Below are 24,431 nucleotides of genomic sequence, written 5' to 3' on the forward strand. Positions count from 1 at the left end.
AGGAGAAAGGGAGCAAAGAACTATGCTTACTTATACAACAACTGTAGTTACATTTGCACAAAAACATCATCATCATACGTAACCCTTGAAACCTAGCGGAAAAATTACGCGTAGGTACAAGGGTTATTCCCGTTGTACCTACGCTTTGGCGAAAGAGCCATGTAGGTATTTTTTTATCTACATGGCTCTTTTTTTATTGTCAAAAAGCTAGTAAAAAATGATGTTTAAGCAAAACTTACTACAAAGGAGTTAACAAAAATGGAAACGAAAAAATGGGGATTATGGGTTTTAACAGCATTTGTTATCGGGAATATGGTTGGCGGTGGCGTATTTATGCTTCCGGCAAATTTAGCACAAGTATCAGGGCCAATGGGTTCTACACTCGCATGGAGTATTACAGGCCTTGGCGTATTTATGATTGCACTTGTATTTGGAAATTTAGCGATTCGGAAACCAGAATTAAAAGCTGGACCACAAAGCTATGCTCAAGCGATGTTTCCTTCAAAAAAAGCTGGTAAAGTTGCAGGATATAGTATGGCATGGGGATATTGGGCTGCTAACTGGGCTGCAACAGCATCTGTTATTATTTCCTTTGCTGGATATTTATCAACATTCTTTCCAGTTTTACAAAGTAAGCAAATTCTTTTTTCAATAAATGGATTTTCACTGGAACTCGGAAAAGGATTAACTTTCCTCGTATGTAGCCTTATGCTGTGGGGAATTCAATATATTCTTTCTCAAAATATTGATCGCGCTGGAAACATGAATCTACTTGCTACCATTGCAAAAATTATTGGATTTACAATGTTTATTGTAATTACATTATTCATTTTCAACGCCTCTAATTTCGGAGACGGTCAAACCTTTATGAATGAAGCTGGACAATCAATCTCATTAGGTGGACAAATCAATTCAGCTGCTATTGCAACACTCTGGGCATTTATCGGTATTGAATCAGCAGTTATGCTTTCTAATCGTGCAAAATCACAGCGCGATGTAAAAAAAGCTACGATTTTCGGATTAATTATCGCTCTTCTTATTTACATGTCAATTACTTTACTTACAATGGGAGCTCTTCCGCAAGATGCTTTAAAAGAGTCTCAAAAACCATTAGTAGACGCATTAAATTTAGCAATTGGAAATAAAGGTGCATATATAATGGCTTTACTCGCTCTTATATCTTTATTTGGATCTACAGTTGGCTGGATTGTTGTTAGTTCAGAGGTACCTTACCAGGCAGCAAAAAATGGACTTTTCCCTAAGTTTTTCGGGAAAACAAATAAAAAAGGTAGTCCTGCAAAATCATTATTGATTACAAATGTAATGACGCAAATTTTCTTATTTTCAACGATTTCTGGTACTGTTTCAGAAGCGTATAGTTTCGCTATCGTCGTAGCAACATTAGCCTATTTAATTCCATACCTTGTTTCTACCTTGTACCAATTAAAATTAGTTATTACAGGAGAAACGTATGATATACTGCCAGGATCTCGAGTAAAAGATGGAATCATTACTACATTGGCGTTGGTATACTCCATTTGGGTTATCAAAACGGGAACTGCTGATTTAAAAACGTTCTTCTTAGGAATTGGATTGTTCGTATTAGGTCTTATTCTTTATCCAGTACTAATGAAAGACTCACAAAAAACGGATTAAATAAAGAGAAGCTGCTGGCTTCTCTTTTTTATTAAAAATCTGTAATTAACTTTTCTTTTAGCTCTCCTACAGATAAAGGTTTCGCATAATAAAATCCCTGTACATAATCACAGCTCATTGATTGTAACAAACTCTCTTGCTCTACTGTTTCTACTCCTTCAGCAACTACTGCTAAATTTAAACTATGAGCAATTTCAATAACGGATTTTACAATCGTTCGTTCTGGTTGTGCGTGATCATAATGAAATTCACGAATAAAATTACGATCAATTTTTACAATATCCAGTGGTAGTTGTTTTAAATAATATAAGGAAGAATAGCCAGTTCCGAAATCATCCAAAGCAATTAAAACACCCATATTTCTTAATTCTTGTAATGTAGCAATAATATAATCAAAATGGCGGACTGCAATACTTTCCGTTATTTCTAATATTAAACGGTTCGGAGGAAAACCAGTTCTCTTTAAAATGCTACGTACTGATAAAATAAAACGTTTCTGCATTAATTGTTGTATAGATAAATTCACAGATAACTTTAGTCCTTCTTGATAATTCGGCAATGTTTTAAACAAGCGACATGATTTTTCTAATACCCAGTCTCCTAGTTTTATAATAAGTCCAGACTCTTCAGCTACAGGGATAAATTCGCTTGGTGAAATAGGTCCGTCTTCTGTCATACAACGTACTAGAGCTTCTATACCAGAATATCTCTTCGTTTTCAAATCAATAATAGGCTGCAATGCTACATCTAACTCTTCATCACGAATTGCCTTTTGCAAAGCAAACTCAACTTTCATTCTACGATTTATTTTCGCGCGTAGCTCATCTGTAAAGAAACACGCAGCGTTTCTCCCCTGTTCTTTTGCACTATACATAGCTAAGTCAGAGTTTTTCAATAACGTTTCCACATCTTGTCCGTCTTGTGGATAAGAACAAAGTCCTAGACTAGCTGAAATGTATACTTCATGGCCTTCCAGCATAAATGGTGCCTGAAAACATGACAATACAGATGTCGCTAACTGACTCATATCATCTTGTCTATGATTTTTTGTTAACAGCACAAATTCGTCGCCACCTAGCCTAGCCAGAACATCTTTCTCTCCTAGTACATAATGCAACCTTGAAGCAACTTCACTTAAAAGTAAATCCCCTATCATATGACCTAATGTATCATTTACTAATTTAAAACGGTCCAAATCAAAGTAAATCATACCAAATTCTTTTTTATCTGCAATCAATTCGTTAACGGTCGTTATTAATTGTAAACGGTTAGGCAAACTCGTTAAAGCATCATGATAGGCAAGTTCCCTATAACGACTTTCACTTAGCCGCAATCTATGTTCCGCTTCTTTTCTACTACTAATATCATTTCGAATTGCGATAAATTGGTATGGCTCTCCTTTTTCATTTAAAAATGGAACAATTGTTGTTTTGACCCAATAATATGTACCATCTTTTGCTCGATTCCGAATCTCACCTGTCCATACTTTCCCATTCAAAATACGTTTCCATAAATCTTGAAAAAAGGTTTTTGGATGATGTCCTGAATTTAAAATACGGTGATCTTTTCCAATTAATTCTTCTCTTTTGTATTTAGAGATTTCACAAAATTTATCATTTACATATGTAATAAGACCTTTTCGATCTGTAATTGCAACAATTGAAGACTCATCTAATGCTAACTTTAAATCTCGCAATGAAGAGTCATATAATGCATGACCTCTCTGTTCTAGCATGCGCATCTCTCCTTGCTTCTATCTGACTAAAACACAACCTGTTTCTCTTCATAGAAATAGAGATATTTCATTTTCTAATACTAGCCCATTACATAAATTATCTTTTTGAATAGACCGATTAAAATAACATAATATTATTTGTAATAAAAAGCAATATTATACCGTTCTAATTATAAATAGTAGCTTCTCATCTCCCTAATTATTTCGTACCTTATTATACTGCAATCCCTTTAAGTGGCTCTATGCAAGCCTTGTTTCCAACTAATACCACTCACATCTGATCTCTTTGTTTTTAATAACGAAATAGAAATTAGAACATACTACATAACTATTCACGAATAATAATATAAAACTCTACATCAATGTATATGTTTTTGAATTACAATAACAAAATATTAACATATTTTCACCTTAATTTTGGAAGTATTTTATAAATAAATACCGTATTAAACTAAAAAAGAGGATAGCCTCTTTTTTAGTTTAATACGAATATGGTATTTGCTGATAACCTGGGTATGGCATTGGATACGTTACAGGGTATGGTGATGGATAAGCTACTGGATATGGAGCGGGATAATACCCTCCACTTGTTGCACCTGTTAATGCACCAGCTGTCAGTCCGCCTAACACTCCTCCTGCAAAGCTTCCAGGGAAAAATCCGCCTCCCCATGAACTACCACCACCCCAGCCCCATCCGCCTCCGTGATGATGATGGTGATCATAGTGATTGTGTCCTCCATGGTGATGATGTCCACCGTTATGATTGTGCCCACCATGATTGTGTCCTCCATGATGATTTCGATAATACAATCCATTATTTTCTATATAATTCATGTTTCTCCGCTCCTTTTCGATTTTTTCATTTTCATATGCGTTAAGAGTGGGATAAAAAATGGGATAGTACACTGTATGTAGGACAAATGCGGAAAGTATAGGTGAAATGTCTATATTTTGTAAAAAAAGCAAAACACCTTATAATAAAGATGTCATATTACATCTTCTATTTAAGAAGTCTATATTGAAAAAAGATTAGGGGAATTATATAGAAATGAAGAAGCCTATCGTTCAATTACTATTAATATTTACAATTGTATCTATCGTTCTGTTCCTATTAAATACATCGTATATCTCGTTATATACATTTGTCGGTGCTCTATGGTCCATCACAATCGTAGGAATTTCATTCGTTATTTTTATAGAAAATAGATCTCCACAAAGTACATTAGCATGGTTTTTAGTATTAGCACTTCTTCCTATTATAGGTGTGCTTTTATACGCTATTTTCGGACGCAGCCGCTGGAGAAGAAAAAAACATCTCCATCGTTCAGAAGAACAAAGAAAATTATTCCGTGAAATATTAGAAGGAAGAAGACTAGAGTTATTACTCACAGTCCCACTAAATGAACGTTCCATACATTTAACAGAAGTCATACAAAAATTTGGAGGCGGTCCTGCCGCAGATAGAACAACTACAAAACTTTTAACAAACGGAGATCAAACATTTTCAGAAATTTTGCGAGCTATAGAGCAAGCAAAACATCATATACATATTCAATACTACATTTATAAATCTGATGAAATTGGTACAAAAGTTCGAGATGCTTTAATACAAAAAGCAAAAGATGGTGTTATTGTACGCTTCCTTTATGATGGCCTTGGAAGTAATACGTTAAGAAGACGATTTTTACAACCTATGAAAGAAGCTGGGATTGAAATTGTAGAATTTGACCCTATTTTTTCAGCTTGGTTACTTGAAACTGTCAATTATCGTAACCATCGAAAAATTGTTATTGTAGATGGCGAAATTGGTTTTACCGGAGGACTCAATGTCGGTGATGAATATCTTGGCCGTTCCAAGAAATTTCCTGTTTGGCGTGATAGTCATTTAAAAATAGAAGGAAAAGCATTATATAAATTACAAGCAATCTTTCTAGAAGACTGGCTCTATGCCTCTAGTGGTTTAAATACTTATTCCTGGGATCAATTCATGAATAGACAATACTTCCCAGGTAAAGAGATTTCAAATGCAGAAGGTGCTGTTCAAATCGTAGCAAGCGGACCAAGCTCCGATGATAAAAGTATTCGTAATACATTATTAGCTGTTATGGGCTCTGCAAAAAAATCCATTTGGATCGCTACACCCTACTTTATTCCAGATCAAGAAACTTTAACATTATTACGCTTAAGTGCAATTGCCGGAATAGATGTACGGATTTTATATCCAGGTAAAAGTGATAGCATCATTAGTGATCAAGCATCTCAATCCTATTTCACTCCGCTTTTAAAAGCTGGTGCTTCTATTTACAGTTATAAAGATGGTTTTATGCATGCAAAAATTGTACTCGTTGATGATACAATTGCAACTATTGGAACAGCGAACATGGATGTACGTAGCTTTGAATTGAATTACGAAATTATTAGCGTGCTTTATGAATCAAAAACAGTTCACGACATTAAACGTGATTTTGAAGAAGATTTTAAACATTCAACTGAAATTAAATGGAACTCTTTCCAAAAAAGAAGTATAAAAAAACGCATATTGGAGTCTTTCATGAGGCTCATTTCTCCTTTACTGTAGGCAATCAACTTCATCTTGATTGCTTTTTCTTTTCCCTTTATCCTCCTTCCTTTTCTTTGCATACCATATTAAAACAAGTTATCATAAGATGTATTACTTTATGAAAATAATGTTAGGTGGGAAATACATGTTAGAACAATTTCATATACATGCTGATTTAAAACAACAGCTTTCTACGATTCATGAAAAGAATAAGCAAGAAGCTGGTGAAAATGCACATTTAATCGGAACGAAAATATATAAAGCGTCTGATAATAGCATTATTGAAGATGCGATTACAGCACTTCTTCTTGGCAAGAATATTCTATTAAAAGGACCGACTGGTAGTGGTAAAACAGTACTAGCGGAAACTCTTTCTTCTTTATTCCAAAAACCAATGCATAGCATTAACTGCTCTGTCGACTTAGATGTAGAGGGTATTTTAGGATACAACACACTACAAACGAAAGATGGTGCATCTGAAGTTTCATTCGTTAACGGTCCTCTTATGAAAGCAATGAAGAACGGTCACTTCCTATATATTGACGAAATCAATATGGCAAAACCTGAAACGTTACCACTTCTTCACGGCGCATTAGATTACCGTAAAATGATTACAAACCCATTTACACAAGAGGTTGTATACGGTGATGAAGAATACCGTGTAATTGCTGCGATTAACGAAGGTTACGTTGGAACAAGTGAACTAAATGAAGCGTTAAAAAACCGTTTCGTTATTATTGAAGTTCCTTACATTCAAGGTGATACATTAAAAGAACTATTATTAGCAGAATCAAAATTAAATGATGTTGCAACAATTGAAAAGTTTGTTGCATTTGCAAGCGACCTTATGCCTTTAGCTCGCGATGGACGTGTAAGTGAAGAAGCAGCAAGTATTCGTGGTATTATCGACGCATGTGATTTAGGTGTATATATTCCTGTTATGCGAGCGATTGAACGAAGCATAATTGCAAAACTTAATGATGAAACAGAACAAATGACTGTCCGTGAATTAGCAGAAAGTTATTTCTTTGAGGGATAATTTATGAGACAAATTTTTAGTGACAAAAAAATTGATGCGTCGCTGTTTCTACAAATGGAAAACTTAATGTATGCCCTTCTAAAAGAAGACGATGCCTATCTTGAATATGGCTATAAAGCATACTACGACGAAATTGAAAAGAAAGTTGTCATTAGTCACTTTTGGGATGATCGAAAAGAAGAAGATACAGTAATCGGATTAAAAAGCGAAGTGTTCTTAAAAGCACTTGGTAATAAACATTACTCGGACATGACTTTAATTCGTTCTTATGCGATTGAATTGCAAGAATCGCCCCTAAAAAAGTTTTTAACACAATTATTTGTTCTATTAGAAGATTTACGCGTTGAGGAAATTGTAAAGAACTTACGTCCTGGCACGAAGCATGTTTTTAAAAGAAGAAAAGAAATGTATCGCAATTACTTTAGCTCACAAAATGAAATCAATCGCGTTCGTAACTATCACGGTGATCGTCTATTTTGCCTATGCTATCTTTCATTAACGAGCGATAAATATGAAATGTTTAATAATGAATATTTCGAACAAATTGAAGCTATTTTGCATGAAACATTCCAAGCTCGTAATACGGAAGATATTATGTATATCGTTGAGAAAATTCGCTACCGCTTAGAGGAGCTTCTTGAAAGTGATATGCTTAACAACTATTTCGGACATGCACCGCTTTATTTATCTGTTCTTGCAGACGAAAAGAACTGTCGCGTCGAAGATTTAGCAAATGATGATACGCAGCTTATAGATGACGATGAAAATAAAAACAAAATGGATGAAAGTTTCTCCACATGGCATCGTGAAAATAAAAATAACGAAAACGAGAACTTTTTACGCTTTGAATTAGAAAGCGGAACAAAAACAAACATGATGGGCGATACTGCTCGTGAATCAGAAGATGGCGACCAAGCACTTGGTTCTGTACAAGGTACTTCTCAAAAAAGTACACAATCCAACTTTGATGGCGCTGATACAGAAGAAGCAAGGGCTTCACACGCTTCTAGTCAAAATGATGGTGCATATGGTAAATATAACACTGGCGCTTCTCATACATTTAAAGAAGCACGTAAACCAAATCCTGATGAGAAAAAGGATTACCAAGCTATCAAATCAGTCGTTAATAAAGATGTAAAAGAATTAAAGAAAATTATCGAAAAAACGATTGAAAATAAAACGAATGCAAATAGTGATAAATATTACGGAAGACTTCGTAAGAAATTCCTTCGTATTTATACTGAAAAGCAGCCTCGCATGTTTTATAAAAAAGGGCAAGAATCACAAGAGCTCGACGTTGCATTCCAACTGTTAGTTGACTGTTCTGGTTCTATGTATAACAAAATGGAAGAAACGAAGAAGAGTGTTGTACTATTCCATGAAGCTTTAAAATCTTTAAAAATCCCGCACGCTATTAGCGGATTTTGGGAAGATGCCTCTAGCGCTAAACCTGAAGATAAGCCGAACGTTATCCATGAAGTTGTAAATTATAAAAACTCAACGTTACCAAACGTTGGTCCAGAAATTATGCAACTTCGTGAAGAAGAAGATAACCGCGACGGATATATTATTCGTATCGTTTCTGAAAAGCTTGCCAAAAGACCTGAGAAACATAAATTCTTACTAGTCTTCACAGACGGTGAGCCTTCTGCGCTAGACTATCAACAAGACGGAATTTTAGATACGCATGAAGCTGTTAAACTCGCGCGTAAAAGTGGTATGGAAGTAATCGGTATCTTCATCGAAGAAGGCGAAGCGAAAGAAGCAACTTATCAATTGATGAAAAACATTTATAACCATCACTTCTTAGTTGCAAATCACGCTGAAGATTTACGACTGAAGATTAAACCATTACTGAAAAAATTATTACTGAAGACGATTGAATAGAAAATAGGAGCCTTGTGGCTCCTGTTTTTTCGTTCAATTACTTTGTTTCTGGTTGAAACTTGTATGGAATGGCTACTTCTAACAAATATTCAAATCCTCCGTCATAGTATGGGAAGCGCTCATTCGCAATTGTTCGATCCACCCACTCTACTGCAGAAATTTCACCTTCATCTTCCGCAATAAGTTCACCTTTTTCTACATTCGCTCGGAATGTAAAGAATAGCGCATGATTCCCTGATTCTTCAAAGAATTTTTCATTGATCGCAACAAGTCCACCTAACGTAGCAGTTAAACCTGTCTCTTCTTTCACTTCTCTTATTAGTGCTTCCTCTAATATTTCACCTTTTTCCACAGCCCCACCTGGCAATGACCAAACGTTTTGTTCTACATTATGTACCATTAATATTTTATCTGTTTCTTCGTCATGTATTAGTGCATATACGACATCAACTCTTTGCATAAGACTTCTCTCCTTCCAAAAATGAGGAAGAGCCGATTCCTATTAATTCATCACTAACTCAGCTGTGAGCTTTTTTTTTAACTTAGCCAGCATGTCAGTTGTCATTTTGTCTAAATCGTATTCTGCTTTAAAGCCCCACTCTTTCATTGCTGCTGTTGCATCAATAGAGTTTGGCCAGCTATCAGCGATTGTTTGACGAGCTGGATCTACTGCATAATCCATTGTAAACGTCGGAATGTGTTTACGAATTGACGCTGCAATTTGCTCTGGCTCGAAGCTCATTGCTGTAATGTTAAATGCATTTCTATGCACTAGCTTACTTGGATCAGCTTCCATTAATGAAATGATCGCTTGTAAAGCATCAGGCATATACATCATGTCCATATATGTTCCTTCAGCAATGTATGAGGTGTATGCACCTTTTTTAATCGCCTCATAATAAATTTCAACTGCATAATCAGTCGTTCCGCCTCCTGGAGGCGCTACGTAAGAAATTAAACCTGGGAAACGGACACCGCGCGTATCTACGCCAAATTTTTGATGATAATAATCACACAGTAATTCTCCTGCCACTTTGTTTACCCCATACATCGTAGTAGGACGCTGAATTGTATCTTGCGGTGTATTATCTTTTGGCGTTGATGGACCAAATGCACCGATAGAACTTGGCGTGAAGAACTTACAGTTTAATTCACGAGCTGCTTCTAGAGCATTTACAAGTCCACCCATATTTAAATTCCATGCAAATAACGGATTTTTTTCTGCTGTTGCTGAAAGTAAAGCTGCTAAATGAATAATTGTATCTACTTCATTACGCTTTGCGATATCATGTAGTTTTTGTCCATCTGTTACATCTAACGTTTCAAATGGACCAGACGTTACTACTTCACTATCTGTTTCACGAATATCTGTTGCAATAACATTTGATGCGCCGTATACATCACGAAGTTTCATTACTAGTTCAGAACCAATTTGCCCTAAAGAACCGGTTACTAGAATTTTTTTCATTTTCCCCACTCCTCATTTGCAAGCTATTCAAAAGATGTCGTTACTTAAATGATGCCCATTTCTTTTCCTACTTTTTCATACTTAAGAATTGCTTCATCTAACATTTCTTTCGTATGAGCTGCTGTAGGCATATTACGAACGCGCCCTGTTCCTTTTGCTACAGTTGGGAACACGATAGATTTTGCGTATACACCTTCTTCATTTAGACGTTTACTAAATTCTTGTGTTAATACTTCGTCCCCAATGATACAAGGTGTAATTGGCGTTTCACTTTCCCCAATGTTAAAGCCAAGTTCTTTTAATCCTTGTTTCAAGTAGCGGCCATTTTCCCATAAGCGATCGTGTAACTCTGTGCTTTCCATTAAGATTTCAATTGATCTCATGCAAGCTGCTGCATCAGCTGGTGTTAATGCTGTAGAGAATAAGAATGGACGTGAACGAACTTTTAACCAGTCAATTAAGTTTTGTTTCCCTGCTACATATCCACCAATTACCCCAATTGCTTTTGATAATGTACCAATTTGGAAATCAACTTTATCAGAAAGACCGAAGTGCTTTACAGTTCCTGCACCTTTTCCAAGTACACCTGAACCGTGTGCATCATCTACGTATGTCATTAAATCTAACTCTTCTGCAATCTCAACAATTTCTGGTAGTTTTGCAACATCTCCATCCATCGAAAAGACACCATCTGTAATTACCATTAATTTATTGTAAAGACCTGATTCTTTCGCCGCGATTGCTTTTTGGCGTAAATCTTCCATATCAGAATGTTTATAAACAATAATTTTTGCTTTTGATAAACGACTACCGTCAATAATAGATGCATGATTTAATTCGTCTGAAAGAATCGCATCATTTTTATCCATAACAGCTGAAATCGCTGCCATATTACAGTTAAATCCTGATTGATAAGCAATTGCTGCTTCTGTATGTTTAAACTTTGCAATTGTTTCTTCTAACTTAATATGCAAATCTAAAGTACCGTTAATTGTACGAACAGCCCCTGCTCCAACACCGTACTTATGAATAGCACCAATTGCTGCTTCTTGCAAACGGCTATCTGTTGCTAATCCCAGATAGTTGTTTGAAGATAAGTTAATATATTCTTTTCCGCCAATTGTAATGATCGGTCCATTTGAACTCTCAAGCGGATCAATTACGTTATAAAGCCCCTTTGATTTTAAATCCTCTAAATTTTCTTCTAAAAATTTCGCAAGTGTTTTACTAGACATCGTGAAGCCTCCCATCGTTCATGTAAGCGGATTATTGTCTTAATAGTTCTAATAATCCCTCTACTAGCTTAACACGTTTTCAGAATTTATTATAGAAAAATAGTTTAAAGTAACCGCTTACAATACTAGATTATATATGATTCATTACAATAAATCTATCATTTACTTTTCATATTTGATAGAATTAAAAAAATATTTCGGGAGGTTTCAAACATGGCATTTACAGAATCTGATGTATACAATAACACAGCATTTTTCGAACAATATATGAAACGAAGATACCGAGAAAATAGCCCAAATGAATCCATTGAAAAACCAGTATTCTTTCAGCTCATTGGTCATGTGCAAGGAAAACAAATTCTCGATTTAGGCTGTGGTGATGCTAAGTTTGGCGCGGAATTATTAGAGAAGGGATGCTACTCTTACACCGGCATTGAAGGCTCCGAACTTATGTATGAAAAAGCTAAAAAACAACTAGAAAATAAAAATGGATCTGTTCATTTTTTAAACCTCAAAGATTATACCTACCCCTCTTCCACTTTTGATTTAGTAACATCTAGACTCGCCTTACATTATATTGAACATCTTGATACTATTTTTAAAAATGTATTTCAAACTTTAAAAACAAATGGCACCTTTACCTTTAGCGTTCAACATCCCGTTATTACTTCTTCATTTGAAAGCTTACAAACAAGTGGTAAAAGAACGAGTTGGCTCGTCGATGATTATTTTAAACTAGGCAAACGGGTTGAACCATGGATTGAGCAAGAAGTTATTAAATATCATCGTACAACAGAAGAGTATTTCACATTATTACAGCAAGCCGGATTTACCATTACATCATTAAAAGAAGCTACACCAAATCCAACCTATTTTCAAGATGAAGAAGAGTATAAACGTCGCTTACGTATTCCTCTCTTCCTCTTATTTTCTTGTACCAAATAAAAAAAACGATGAATCACTCATCGTTTTTTTATCTCATTGCCTGAGCAACTTCTTTAACTACACGTCTTCCTCTTCCGTGAGGGATACAAAGCGGTGTTCCAAACAACGGATCCGTACTAATTTGACACTCCATTCGGAATACATCACGTACTAGTTTCTCATCTACCACTTCTTCAGGTTTACCTTGTGCATATATTTGTTTATCTTGAATTGCTACAATGTTATCTGCATAGCGGCATGCTAAATTCAGATCATGTAATACCATAACAATTGTTCTTTGTTCTGTTTCATTTAATTCGAATAATAAATCTAGCACTTCAATTTGGTGAGTCATATCTAAGTATGTAGTTGGCTCATCCAGTAAAATGATATCTGTATCTTGTGCAAGTGTCATTGCGATCCAAGCACGTTGACGCTGCCCACCTGAAAGAGCATGCACATCACGCTCAGCAAATTCTGTCATACCTGTTGCTGCAAGTGCCTTCTGTACCATTTCCTCATCTTTTTCTGACCACTGTTTCAGCCATGTTTGATATGGATAGCGTCCTTGTTTTACAAGTTGCAATACTGTAAGCCCTTCTGGTGCTTGCGGTCCTTGCGGTAAAATTGCCATTTGACGAGCAATTTGCTTCGTTTGCATACTTTGAATAGCTTGATTATCTAACAAAATGTCACCAGTTGTTGGCTTTAATAATCTAGCTAGTGAACGTAATAAAGTTGATTTCCCGCAACCGTTGGAACCGATAAAGATTGTAATTTCACCTTTTGGAATTTCTAAATTCAACTCATCAATAATAATTGTTTCACCATAAGACAACGTCAAGCGTTTCGTCTCCAATGCTTTTTGCATATTCATCTCCCTTTATGAATTCCGACTTTTATAAAGTAAATAAATAAAATAAGGTGCACCAATTGCTGATGTAAATACCCCTGCTGGAATTTCAAGTGGTGTGAAAATTGTACGCCCTATTAAATCTGCAGCAAGTACTAGAATTGCACCGACAATAGCTGCAACTGGGAGCAATGCACCGTATAAAGAACCAACTAGCCTTCGTGAAATATGAGGTGCCATTAAACCGACAAATCCAATCCCTCCGGCGAAGGCAACTGCTCCCCCAATTAAAGCCGTACTAAGTAATAACATGAATACGCGTGACTTCGTTAAAGGAACACCAAGTCCTACCGCAATATCATCCCCTAGCTCTTGCGCATTTAAATGTCTAGCAGCTATAAATGATATTACCGTTAAAATGAGAACCCACGGTGCAAGTACCATAACATTTTGCCAAGAAGAGCCATAAACGGTACCCGTAATCCATACATTCGCTTGGCTCGCTTGATAAATTGGTGCTAACAACATAAATAATGTTGTTGCCGCCTTCGTTAATGCCCAAAATCCAACACCAATTAAAACGAGAATAATTGGTGATAATCCATCATTTTTCCATGCAAATAAGTATACAAAAACCGCTACAATCGTTGCTCCTGCAAAAGCTGCGAGCGGCATATAATGAATGCTTACAGTTAGCGCATTATTTTTATCACTAAATAGCGCTAAAAATAATACAACTGCAACACTTGCCCCGCCCGTAATCCCGATGATATCAGGAGAAGCAAGTGGATTTCGAACGAGCCCTTGTAAAATACAGCCCGCTACTGCAAGCGCAATTCCTACGAGGATAGCAATTAAAATACGTGGCATACGAAACTTATTTACAACCATATTTGACATCGCATCGCCATTTCCAGTAATTGCTTGCCATACGTCATAAGGAGCAATTTTCATGTCCCCCATACCTGCGCTCGCAAAGAATAATCCTACTAAAACAACTAGTAAACTTAACAAGACGAGACAAGCTCGTTTATACATTAAAAACGAGAGCTCACCTTTTCCTATACGAAACGGAATATATTTCTTCATTTGCTAAGCCCTCTCTTACGTGCAATATAAATAAAGAATGGAGCTCCAATAAATGCTGTCATAACTCCTACTGGTACTTCTTGTGGCATAATGACATATCTTGCTGCTATATCAGCCAATATTAGTAGTATTGCACCTAACAATCCGCTATAAGGCACTCTCCATCTGTGGTCAACTCCAACAAGAAATCTCGCAAAATGCGGAGTAATAATTCCAATAAATCCAATTGGGCCAGCAACCGCAACTGAACCACCAGACAACAGTACAATAATAAGTAACACGAATGATTTCATTAAAATTGTTCGTTGTCCAAGTCCTTTCGCGACGTCTTCTCCCATCATCAATGTATTTACTTTCCCTGCCATCATAAGAGATGCAATCCATCCTATTAATAAATATGGGAATACAGATTGTAAAATTTCTAACTTTCTCCCTTGCACAGATCCAGCAAGCCAAAATAATACCTCTTCAAGTGCTTTTTCATTTAACACAAGTAATCCTTGTGTTAATGATGAAAATAATGCACTAATTGCGACCCCTGCTAAAGTTAACTTAAGAGGAGTAGTCCCTTCTTTTCCTAAAGAACTAGAAGCAAATACAAGTACAGCTGCAACCGCCGCTCCTAAAAAGGCAATCCATGTGAAAGCTGATAATGATGTTACTGAAAAGATTACAATTGCTACAACTATAAAGAACGCAGCACCTGAATTTAATCCAATAAAATCTGGAGAAGCAAGTGGATTCTTAGTTAAAGTTTGCATAAGACAACCAGCAATGGCTAAACTAGCACCAACACTAGCTGCAATTAACGCCCTAGGCAGACGTACATTTTGAATAATAATATGTTCATTGGAACCGTTAAAATGGAAAAAAGCATCCAATGCTAGTTTCCAACTCGTATTTGTATATCCGAAAATAATACTTCCCCAAATACAAATAACGACTGCAATGATTCCAACAAATAATCCAATCCATTTTGCTCGATTTGTTTTTAATAACATGCAGCGTTTCCCCTTCAATGTATAATGATACGTTGTTAGTGTATTTCAACTTAATTCTCATTGTCAACGGAAATGAGAATTATTTTCACCCATATGTATTGACAATCAAAAGATAAAGGCTTAATATCATGCTTGCTATTGAAAAATATTCTCAACATATAGGGGGTACATAATGAATTTCATGCGGAAGAAATCGTTTACAGTATTTGTATTTTTACTAGCATTTTCAATGCTTTTAAGCGCTTGTGGAAAATCAAATAACAAAGAAGAATCTACAAAAGAAGATAATAAAAAAGAAGTGGTTACTGTAGAACATGCAATGGGTAAAACAGAAGTTCCTGCTAATCCAAAACGTGTAGTTATCTTAACAAATGAAGGAACTGAAGCTTTACTTGAATTAGGTGTGAAACCAGTTGGTGCTGTAAAGTCTTGGACTGGTGACCCATGGTATCCACATATTAAGGATAAAATGAAAGATGTAAAAGTTGTTGGTGATGAAGGACAAGTTAACGTTGAAACAATCGCTTCTTTAAAACCAGACTTAATTATCGGTAACAAAATGCGCCACGAAAAAGTGTACGAACAATTAAAAGCAATTGCACCTACTGTGTTCTCAGAAACATTACGTGGTGAATGGAAAGATAACTTCAAATTTTATGCAAAAGCATTAAATAAAGAAAAAGAAGGTCAAAAAGTTGTAGCTGATTACGAATCACGTATGAAAGATTTAAAAGGCAAACTTGGCGATAAAGTAAATCAAGAAATCTCTATGGTTCGTTTCATGCCTGGTGATGTTCGTATTTATCATGGCGATACATTCTCTGGTGTTATTTTAAAAGAACTTGGATTTAAACGTCCTGGAGATCAAAACAAAGATGATTTTGCAGAGCGTAACGTATCTAAAGAGCGTATTTCTGCTATGGATGGTGACGTATTATTCTACTTCACATTCGATAAAGGAAATGAGAAAAAAGGATCTGAACTAGAAAAAGAATATATAAACGATCCTCTATTTAAAAATTTAAATGCCGTAAAGAATGGTAAAGCATACAAAGTCGACGATGTTATTTGGAATACAGCTGGCGGTGTAATTGCTGCTAACCTATTACTAGATGACATCGAAAAACGCTTTGTTAAATAATATTTCCTTAACCAGCTCCCTTCTGTGGAGCTGGTTATTTTTCAATTCACTTAAATGTCACATTATTTCGTTTTGTATTTTTATTCCCAATATGTTATATTGAGAAAGTAAATAGAATATATTTTCTTTATATCAGAATAAATGTTTTAATCTAAATTTTCTGATTAATCACTATTTTATTTTCTTTTAGAATTCAATTATTACATTTGAAAACGCTTATCATCTCGTTTTCAGGGCAAAATACAGTAACGGTCGAAGAAAAATAGAACTTTTTTAGAAATTTTCTTTCTATTTCCATATAATTCTATTGACTTCTAAATATTTTGTAAATTAAAATGATTACATAAATATCCGTTATACAGGATTAGGGGGAAACAAAAATGGATGCAGCTTTAAAATTAGACAAAGCTGGAGAGCAACAATCACCAAAAAAACATCCACCAGGGTTATACTTGTTGTTCTTTACAGAGGCATGGGAAAGATTTAGTTATTACGGAATGCGTGGCTTATTAGTTCTTTATTTAACAACGAGCTTAGTAAGCGGCGGTTTAGGATTTGATAAAGCAGTTGCAGTTCAAATTTACGGTATTTTCACAATGTTAGTCTACTTCACACCTATTATCGGTGGTTGGTTAACTGACCATTTCATTACGAAGCGACATGCCATTACTATTGGTGGTATCATCATGGCAATTGGTAACTTTGTATTATTCTCAATGAACACAAAAACTGGACTTTTCTTAGGATTAGGATTATTAGTTATTGGTAACGGATTCTTCAAACCAAATATTTCGACTTTATTAGGTCAATTATATAGCGAAAATGATTCTCGTCGTGATAGTGCCTTCACTATCTTCTACATGGGGATTAACTTAGGAGCTCTTATCGCTCCATTCATTTGCGGTTACTTTGCAGATTATAGATACGGTTTCTTAACAGCTTGTATCGGTATGATTATTGGGCAGCTTGCCTTTAATTTCTTAGCACCTCGTTACTTAGGGTCTATCGGAACAACTGTTGTAGGTAAACAATCTAAAGAAAAAAATGCAAAAGCAATTGAGAAAAAACCTTTAACAACACAAGAGAAAAAACGTACTGCTGCAATTTTAATTTTAACTTGTTTCGTAGTATTCTTCTGGGCAGGATTTGAGCAAGCTGGTAGTTCTTTAACACTTTACACAGATAAGTTCGTCGATCGTACAATTGGTGGATTTACAATTCCAACACCTTGGTTCCAATCTGTAAACCCACTATTCATTATCTTACTAGCATTACCTGTTTCTGCGTTATGGATTAAGCTTTCAAAAACAAAAAATGGCGATTTGAAAATCCCAACAAAAATGGCATTAGGCATGATTTTACTAGGGATTGGATATTTAGTTCTAACTTTAGCTGTTTTAAAAACTGGTAGCGATGAAGGTAACATTACAATGAAAGCAAACTTACTATTCATTGTATTCACTTACATGTTCCACACAATCGGTGAGTTATTCTTATCACCAATCGGATTATCTATGGTAAGTGCAATTGCTCCTGTTAAATTAGCATCATTATTAATGGGTGTATGGTTAGCTGGTACTGGCTTCGCAAACTTATTAGCAGGACAATTAGCTGCTTTCACTCAATCTTTAGGATATTTAGAAGTATTCGCAAGTATCGGTATTATCGTAATTGTACTGGGATTAGTACTTCTTATGTTCTCTAAGAAAATTGCACATATGATGGAATAACAAAAAGACGCTTCTCAATTGAGAAGCGTCTTTTTTATTATTTCTCCTCTAAAGCTGTCACGTCCACATGAACGCTCTCACCAGGATTAGATACATCATACACTTGAGCACTCCCCTTCTGCTCATCACAGCTCTCAATCCATACTGGTACGCCCTCATATGTAACGTCAATTCTACTTGAAGAAGATAAAATTTGTTTCACACGTTTCACATCCATACTACTGTCCCTCCTTTTGCTTACTACACTCCTTTCTATTTTTTCTTTTCCTTTTAGAATATATTCCGTAAGGCAGCATGTTGATTGATAGTCATTTCTTCCTCACATGCTAATATTTACTCTCTCGCTACCTTTCTGACAAATAAAAAAAGACGTATATTCCATACGTCTTTTTCCATAATATTCAAATTTTAAGAAAATAATGTTTTTACTACCGCACTTACTTTATCATTATGGATTTGATAATACACTTCTAATCCTCGTCTTTCAAAGCGCACTACTTTATTTTGCTTTAACTTCGTTAAATGTTGTGAAACCGTTGATTGCGGAATTTCTAATACTTCCTGTAGTTGTGTTACATTACATGTTCCTCTTTGCATAAGTTCCATTACTAGACGTAGACGAAGTGGGTGAGCTAACGCTCTTAACATTTGTACATCTTCTTCTGAAATACGACATTCGAATTGATTTTGGCTCATAAAGTTCCCCTCATTTTCGTTTTTATTTGCGTTTTTATGTTCTTTTTATTTATTTATATATCTGTTCTTATATTTCCTGTTACGACATAACTTTATCAACCTATAAAGCCGAAAAATTTTTCCATCTTTATCAGCAAAAATTCAGGAAAAAATCCTTGCTGATTTTGAATATTATACTATATGATATAACGAAAAAGCAAAATAATGGCCTACGAATACTTTGCTTGCAAACGTTGTTTTATCAAGCTTTTTGTTATATTTTCACCTCATTGAAACGCACAGTAACGGTATTGTAAAATACCGTCTATAATTGATAACCTATCGTAATGTAGTTGAACTATAATTAACCTCTTTGTTACGCTAAAAGGAATTTTCAGTAAAAAGAGATGATGTGATATTAAAAATTTGTTTCTAATTTTTTATTCGTATTGCAAGCGGTTGGACTGTTGTGCAAAACTTCCTATTTAAATCCACTCACCAATCCTCCCTCACACTAGATCAAATAGGACAGATCAGTTCATATATCAAACTTTATACTCGATATAAAAGATGGCATCTAATATACACTTATAGGAAACATGCCAGCTGAATAAGCAAAATAATATGCAAATAGTTTATACAGCACACTTAAATTCATTTGAGTGTGTTTTTTGTCTACTTTATGAACAAAGCTTTTCTTTTAACACTATTATGGAATAATTATACTTTTTTACGTTGACAATAGTGTTGAAGGAGAATATACTAAGCTTGTAAGTTGATTGTGAATAGTTTCACAAATAATGTGAATTTCTTCACATATAATAGATAGGAGTTGTCATTATTATGAGTACTTGGACACAAATTTATGACCCATTAAACAATATTTGGTTATCTGCACTAATCGCAGCACTTCCAATCTTTTGTTTCATCATTTGTTTAATGGGATTCAAAATGAAAAGTTACATGGCTGGTCTTTATAGTGTGATTGTCGCTATTATCCTTGCAATATTTGTTTATAAAATGCCAGCAACAGTAGCTGTAGCATCTGCTGGATTCGGTGTTTTATCTGGATTTTATCCAATTTGTACTATCGTTATCGCCGCAATTTTCCTTTACAAATTAACTGTTAAAACAGAGCAATTCAATATTATTCGCGATAGTATTTCAAGCATTACAAATGATCAACGTTTACAAGTATTATTAATCGCTTATTCTTTCGGTGCTTTCTTAGAAGGTGCAGCTGGTCTAGGGGTTCCAGTTGCTATTACAGCCGCACTACTTGTAGGTATGGGCTTTAATCCATTAAAAGCAGCAGGTATTTGTTTAGTAGCTAATATTGCTGGTGGTGCTATGGGTGCTATGGGTATTCCAGTTACAGTGCCAGCACAATTAACTCAACTTGACGCATTAACTATTGGTCGTCAAACTGTTCTTATTTTACCTTTCATTAGTATTATTTTACCTTTCTTACTTGTTTCAATGGTCGATGGAATTAAAGGTATTAAAGAAACTTGGCAAGGTATTCTTGTAAGTGGTGTTTCTTTCGCTATTACTCAATTCGCTGTGACTTACTTCTTAGGTGCAGAACTTACTAATATTTTCGCAGCAGTTGTAAGTATGATTGCTCTTGCATTATTCTTACGTGTTTGGCAACCAAAATCTTCTACTAAAGAAGAAAAACAAGAAACTAAAGTATCACATACATTCAATCAAATTTTATACGCTTGGTCTCCATTCGTATTCTTAACTGCATTTGTAACAATCTTTAACTTAAAACCGATTAAAGCTTTATTTGCTCCAGATGGTGCGTTAGCAAACTTAGTATTTAACATTCAGTTCCCTGGTCTTCATAATGCTGTTATGAAAACTACACCAATTACAAAAGCTGATACACCTTTCGCAGCTGTTTTCAAATTTGATGTATTCTCTTCTACAACTACTGCGATTGTACTAGCAATTATCGTTTCACTTATCGTTTACCGCGTAAAAGGTAAAATGGTTAAAGAATTAATGATTGAAACAATGAAAGAATTAAAAGCTCCAGTATATACAATTTGTAGCGTTATCGCTTTAGCTTACGTAGAAAACTACTCTGGTATGTCATCTACACTTGGACTTGCATTCTCTTCTACTGGTAATGCATTCCCAGTTCTTTCTCCAATCTTAGGATGGATCGGCGTATTCATTACAGGTTCAGTAGTTTCAAGTGGTTCTTTATTCGCACCACTTCAAGCAGTAACAGCAGACCAATTAAACATCGTTCCTTCTACACTCGTTGCCTTAAACGTAGTAGGTGGTACAATGGCAAAAATGGTTTCACCACAATCTGTAGCAGTTGCTTGTGCCGCAGTTGGACTAGTTGGTAAAGAATCTGCTCTATTTAAAACAGCAATGAAATACAGTTTAATCTTCTTAGCTGTTATTAGCTTACTTCAATTAAACGCTGTATTTAATATCTTTTAAAAATAAAACACCGATCCAAGTGGATCGGTGTTTTTCACATTACATTTTTTTATTTTTTAATAAAGAAGCTCCAGCAATTTCAGGGTGAGTCATTTCGAATGGATCTAAAATAATATCCAATTCCTCTTCTGTCAGTACACCATATTCTAAACATAACTCCCTAACAGATTTCCCTGTTTCAATTGCTTCACGTGCAATACGAGATGCTACTTCATAACCAATATGAGGATTAACTGCTGTAATAATTCCAACACTTTTCTCAACATATTGCTTCAGCAATTCTTCATTTGCCGTAATTCCTTCAATACAATATTCACGGAATACACGGAATCCATTATTCATAATACTAATAGATTGAATTAAATTAAATACAAGCACAGGCTCCATTACGTTTAACTCTAATTGTCCTGCTTCTGATGCTAAGCAAATTGTATGATCGTTTCCGATTACTTGGAATGCGACTTGGTTAATCACTTCTGCCATAACTGGATTTACTTTTCCTGGCATAATCGATGAACCTGGCTGACGTGCTGGCAATTGAATTTCAGCTAACCCAACACGTGGACCAGACGCCATAATACGAAGATCGTTTGCAATTTTAGACATGTTCATCATACATACTTTAAGTGCTGCAGATACCTCTGTGTATGCATCTGTATTTTGCGTTGCATCAACTAAATGCTCTGCACCAACAAGTGGGAATCCACTAAACGTTCTTAAATGTTTTACCACTTGTTCAATATACATAGGATTTGCATTTAATCCTGTACCAACAGCTGTCGCGCCCATATTCACTTCATATAAATGTTGACGAGACTGTTTAATTCTTTTTATATCACGCGCAAGCACTCGGCTATACGCTTCAAATTCTTGTCCAAGGCGAATTGGAACTGCATCTTGTAAATGTGTGCGTCCCATTTTAATAACATGATCAAACTCTTTTGCTTTTTTACGAAAAGCAGAATGAAGTTCTTCCATTGTAATAAGAAGCTTTTCTAACATCATAAGAGTTGCAATATGAATCCCTGTTGGAAACGCATCGTTCGTTGATTGGGCCATGTTCACATGAGTGTTTGGGCTAATTTTCGCATACGCCCCTTTTTCATATCCCATACGTTCTAACGCTCTATTCGCAATTACTTCATTTGTATTCATATTAATAGAAGTTCCGGCTCCACCTTGAATAGGGTCCACGATAAATTGATCATGAAACTTTCCATCAACAATTTCTTGCGCTGCTTCTGCAATTTCATGTCCAATGTCTTTAGCTAAGTAACCAGTATCTATATTCGCAAGCGCCGCCGCTTTTTTCACAATTGCCATTGCTGTAATGAGTGATGGATGAATGCGATATCCTGTAATTGGGAAGTTTTCTACGGCACGTAATGTTTGTACACCATAATAAGCTACACTTGGTACTTCTTTTTCACCTAAAAAATCTTTTTCTATACGTATATCCTTCGTTGCTATCATTTTTATCACCTATACTTTTTCATTCTAAATCCTTATCCAAAAAATCCGCCCTCTAAAAACACGAGTATCATTCAGAAGAATTTTTCAGTATCCACCTTCACTATATAGCACCTTTTTTGAAAGCGCAAACATTTATTTTTCTGTATATCCTTTTTATTAAAGTTTATAGAAAATCATTCTTCTACTTTCCTTATTTCCACTCGTTTAATTTGATGCATATCCTTTTCAAGGACTTTAAAATAAAAACCGTGTTTCTCAATAATATCTCCTTCAGCAACGATTTGTTTTTGTACCATAATCCAGCCACCAATTGTATCTACATCATCAGCAATTAAATGTATGCCAAGCAAATCATTTACTTCACTAATAAGCACTTTTCCCTCTACGATTTTATAACCTTCACTTATATGCTCTATAGGAGGATTCTCATCTTCATCGTATTCATCTCGAATTTCTCCAACAATTTCTTCTAAAATATCTTCTAGTGTAACAATCCCAGCTGTACCACCATATTCATCATACAATACAGCTAATGGAATGTGTTTTCTTTGCATTTGTAATAGTAAATCATGAATTGGAATATTTTCTAGCACTTCAATAACTGGCCTTGTATATGGCATAATTGAGCACTCTTCATCCCGATTACCATCCATATAACGAATAAATAAATCTTTTACATTAACCATCCCAATAATTTCATCTTTATCTTCACCAAATACAGGATATCTCGTATACTTTTCTTGCGCGATTACTTTAATATGTGTTTCAAATGGTTCGTCCTCATATAAGCCTACAACTTCCGTACGAGGTACCATAATTTCTTTTGCTACTCTATTATCAAATTCAAAAATATTATTTACATATTTAAATTCCCTTTGGTTAATCTCTCCGCTCTCATAGCTCTCAGATAAGATTAACCTTAATTCTTCTTCTGAATGAGCTACTTCATGTTCAGAAGCTGGATGTAATCCCAATAAACCAGTTACAACCCTCGCTGAACCATTCAAAGCCCAAATAAACGGATACATAACTCGGTAAAAATAAATAAGTGGTTTCGATAACAATAAGCTAACTTGTTCTGCTTTTTGTATAGCAAATGTCTTTGGAGCAAGTTCCCCAATGACAACATGTAAAAATGTAATTACTGCAAAGGCAATAATAAATGAAACTGTACTGGAAATTGCAGGTGAGAATTTTAATTTTAAAAACAACGGCTCGAGTAAATGTTTAATGGTTGGTTCCCCTAACCACCCAAGCCCTAAAGCAGTAATTGTAATACCTAGCTGACAGGCCGATAAATATTCATCTAAATTTGAAGTTACCTTTTTAGCTGCCAGTGCACCTCGTCTTTTTTCGCTAACGAGTTGATCAATACGACTGCTACGTACCTTAATAATTGCAAATTCAACAGCCACAAAAAATGCTGTTAACCCAATAAGAATGACTACCATCAATAATTTTAAAATATCCACATATGCTCTTTAGCTTTCTTAGCTAAAGTT

General features: G+C 35.2%; 20 protein-coding genes. 8 read left to right on the plus strand and 12 right to left on the minus strand.

The window, feature by feature from the left end:
- Window positions 1-258 precede the first annotated feature (258 nt).
- The gene (locus tag BLT20_RS22890) at window positions 259-1,656 is read left to right on the plus strand and encodes an amino acid permease (RefSeq protein ID WP_000448441.1); all 1,398 of its coding nucleotides are present in this window, start codon (window positions 259-261) and stop codon (window positions 1,654-1,656) included.
- Between the two features lie 31 nt (window positions 1,657-1,687).
- On the opposite strand, the gene BLT20_RS22895 is transcribed toward BLT20_RS22890, so the two are convergent.
- Entirely contained in the window at window positions 1,688-3,391 is a 1,704-nt protein-coding gene (locus BLT20_RS22895; protein WP_000893345.1) for a putative bifunctional diguanylate cyclase/phosphodiesterase, read from the minus strand.
- Window positions 3,392-3,871: 480 nt separating this feature from the next.
- Window positions 3,872-4,225: a hypothetical protein gene (locus BLT20_RS22900; protein ID WP_001106379.1), complete on the minus strand. Its 354-nt coding sequence runs from the start codon at window positions 4,223-4,225 to the stop codon at window positions 3,872-3,874.
- 214 nt (window positions 4,226-4,439) lie between these two features.
- Here BLT20_RS22900 and BLT20_RS22910 point away from each other — a divergent pair, with 214 nt between their 5' ends.
- The 3 genes from BLT20_RS22910 (at window position 4,440) to BLT20_RS22920 (ending at window position 8,877) form a co-directional block, all read left to right on the plus strand.
- Complete coding sequence (locus BLT20_RS22910; RefSeq protein ID WP_000743034.1) at window positions 4,440-5,969, plus strand: cardiolipin synthase; 1,530 nt, start codon at window positions 4,440-4,442, stop codon at window positions 5,967-5,969.
- A gap of 127 nt (window positions 5,970-6,096) precedes the next feature.
- A complete protein-coding gene (locus BLT20_RS22915; RefSeq protein ID WP_000892974.1) occupies window positions 6,097-6,990 on the plus strand; it encodes an ATP-binding protein in 894 nt (297 codons plus the stop codon).
- A 3-nt stretch (window positions 6,991-6,993) separates the two neighbouring features.
- Window positions 6,994-8,877: a vWA domain-containing protein gene (locus BLT20_RS22920; RefSeq protein ID WP_001248875.1), complete on the plus strand. Its 1,884-nt coding sequence runs from the start codon at window positions 6,994-6,996 to the stop codon at window positions 8,875-8,877.
- A gap of 37 nt (window positions 8,878-8,914) precedes the next feature.
- Here the strand turns inward: BLT20_RS22920 and BLT20_RS22925 are convergent, their stop codons facing one another.
- The 3 genes from BLT20_RS22925 to BLT20_RS22935 are packed head-to-tail and all read right to left on the minus strand — an operon-like array spanning window position 8,915 to window position 11,580.
- On the minus strand, window positions 8,915-9,337 hold the full coding sequence (locus BLT20_RS22925; RefSeq protein ID WP_001189941.1) for an NUDIX hydrolase: 423 nt from the start codon (window positions 9,335-9,337) through the stop codon (window positions 8,915-8,917).
- A 42-nt stretch (window positions 9,338-9,379) separates the two neighbouring features.
- Window positions 9,380-10,345 carry an L-threonine 3-dehydrogenase gene (locus BLT20_RS22930; protein WP_000723125.1) on the minus strand — a complete coding sequence of 322 codons (966 nt, stop codon included), beginning with the start codon at window positions 10,343-10,345 and terminating at the stop codon, window positions 9,380-9,382.
- 44 nt (window positions 10,346-10,389) lie between these two features.
- A complete protein-coding gene (locus BLT20_RS22935) occupies window positions 10,390-11,580 on the minus strand; it encodes a glycine C-acetyltransferase (RefSeq protein ID WP_000095905.1) in 1,191 nt (396 codons plus the stop codon).
- Between the two features lie 213 nt (window positions 11,581-11,793).
- Between BLT20_RS22935 and BLT20_RS22940 the strand changes: the two genes are divergently transcribed.
- The gene (locus BLT20_RS22940) at window positions 11,794-12,525 is read left to right on the plus strand and encodes a class I SAM-dependent DNA methyltransferase (protein ID WP_000885969.1); all 732 of its coding nucleotides are present in this window, start codon (window positions 11,794-11,796) and stop codon (window positions 12,523-12,525) included.
- A gap of 28 nt (window positions 12,526-12,553) precedes the next feature.
- Here BLT20_RS22940 and BLT20_RS22945 read toward each other — a convergent pair whose 3' ends face one another.
- The 3 genes from BLT20_RS22945 to BLT20_RS22955 are packed head-to-tail and all read right to left on the minus strand — an operon-like array spanning window position 12,554 to window position 15,447.
- Window positions 12,554-13,375, minus strand: a complete 822-nt coding sequence (locus BLT20_RS22945; RefSeq protein ID WP_001167962.1) for an ABC transporter ATP-binding protein — start codon at window positions 13,373-13,375, stop codon at window positions 12,554-12,556.
- Between the two features lie 12 nt (window positions 13,376-13,387).
- Complete coding sequence (locus BLT20_RS22950) at window positions 13,388-14,446, minus strand: FecCD family ABC transporter permease (protein WP_000760060.1); 1,059 nt, start codon at window positions 14,444-14,446, stop codon at window positions 13,388-13,390.
- The gene (locus BLT20_RS22955; RefSeq protein ID WP_000925232.1) at window positions 14,443-15,447 is read right to left on the minus strand and encodes a FecCD family ABC transporter permease; all 1,005 of its coding nucleotides are present in this window, start codon (window positions 15,445-15,447) and stop codon (window positions 14,443-14,445) included. The genes BLT20_RS22950 and BLT20_RS22955 overlap by 4 nt, the downstream gene beginning before the upstream one ends.
- Before the next feature lie 172 nt (window positions 15,448-15,619).
- On the opposite strand from BLT20_RS22955, the gene BLT20_RS22960 reads away from it, so the two are divergent.
- Both BLT20_RS22960 and BLT20_RS22965 read left to right on the plus strand, forming a co-directional pair.
- Window positions 15,620-16,588, plus strand: a complete 969-nt coding sequence (locus tag BLT20_RS22960) for an ABC transporter substrate-binding protein (RefSeq protein WP_001010276.1) — start codon at window positions 15,620-15,622, stop codon at window positions 16,586-16,588.
- Window positions 16,589-16,968: 380 nt separating this feature from the next.
- Window positions 16,969-18,318, plus strand: coding sequence for a peptide MFS transporter (locus tag BLT20_RS22965; RefSeq protein ID WP_000338314.1), 1,350 nt, complete (start codon window positions 16,969-16,971; stop codon window positions 18,316-18,318).
- A 37-nt stretch (window positions 18,319-18,355) separates the two neighbouring features.
- Here the strand turns inward: BLT20_RS22965 and BLT20_RS22970 are convergent, their stop codons facing one another.
- Together BLT20_RS22970 and BLT20_RS22975 are read right to left on the minus strand one after the other, a co-directional pair.
- The gene (locus tag BLT20_RS22970; RefSeq protein ID WP_000382679.1) at window positions 18,356-18,535 is read right to left on the minus strand and encodes an acid-soluble spore protein H; all 180 of its coding nucleotides are present in this window, start codon (window positions 18,533-18,535) and stop codon (window positions 18,356-18,358) included.
- 191 nt (window positions 18,536-18,726) lie between these two features.
- Window positions 18,727-19,014, minus strand: a complete 288-nt coding sequence (locus BLT20_RS22975) for an ArsR/SmtB family transcription factor (protein WP_000081428.1) — start codon at window positions 19,012-19,014, stop codon at window positions 18,727-18,729.
- A gap of 822 nt (window positions 19,015-19,836) precedes the next feature.
- On the opposite strand from BLT20_RS22975, the gene BLT20_RS22980 reads away from it, so the two are divergent.
- The gene (locus BLT20_RS22980) at window positions 19,837-21,456 is read left to right on the plus strand and encodes an L-lactate permease (protein WP_000109096.1); all 1,620 of its coding nucleotides are present in this window, start codon (window positions 19,837-19,839) and stop codon (window positions 21,454-21,456) included.
- A 39-nt stretch (window positions 21,457-21,495) separates the two neighbouring features.
- Here BLT20_RS22980 and aspA read toward each other — a convergent pair whose 3' ends face one another.
- A complete protein-coding gene (aspA, locus tag BLT20_RS22985; protein WP_000562157.1) occupies window positions 21,496-22,929 on the minus strand; it encodes an aspartate ammonia-lyase in 1,434 nt (477 codons plus the stop codon).
- Between the two features lie 173 nt (window positions 22,930-23,102).
- The gene (locus tag BLT20_RS22990; RefSeq protein WP_000353317.1) at window positions 23,103-24,401 is read right to left on the minus strand and encodes a hemolysin family protein; all 1,299 of its coding nucleotides are present in this window, start codon (window positions 24,399-24,401) and stop codon (window positions 23,103-23,105) included.
- Window positions 24,402-24,431: the final 30 nt, after the last annotated feature.

The organism is Bacillus sp. cl96 (genome assembly GCF_900100505.1).
Classification (GTDB): Bacteria; Bacillota; Bacilli; order Bacillales; family Bacillaceae_G; genus Bacillus_A; species Bacillus_A cereus.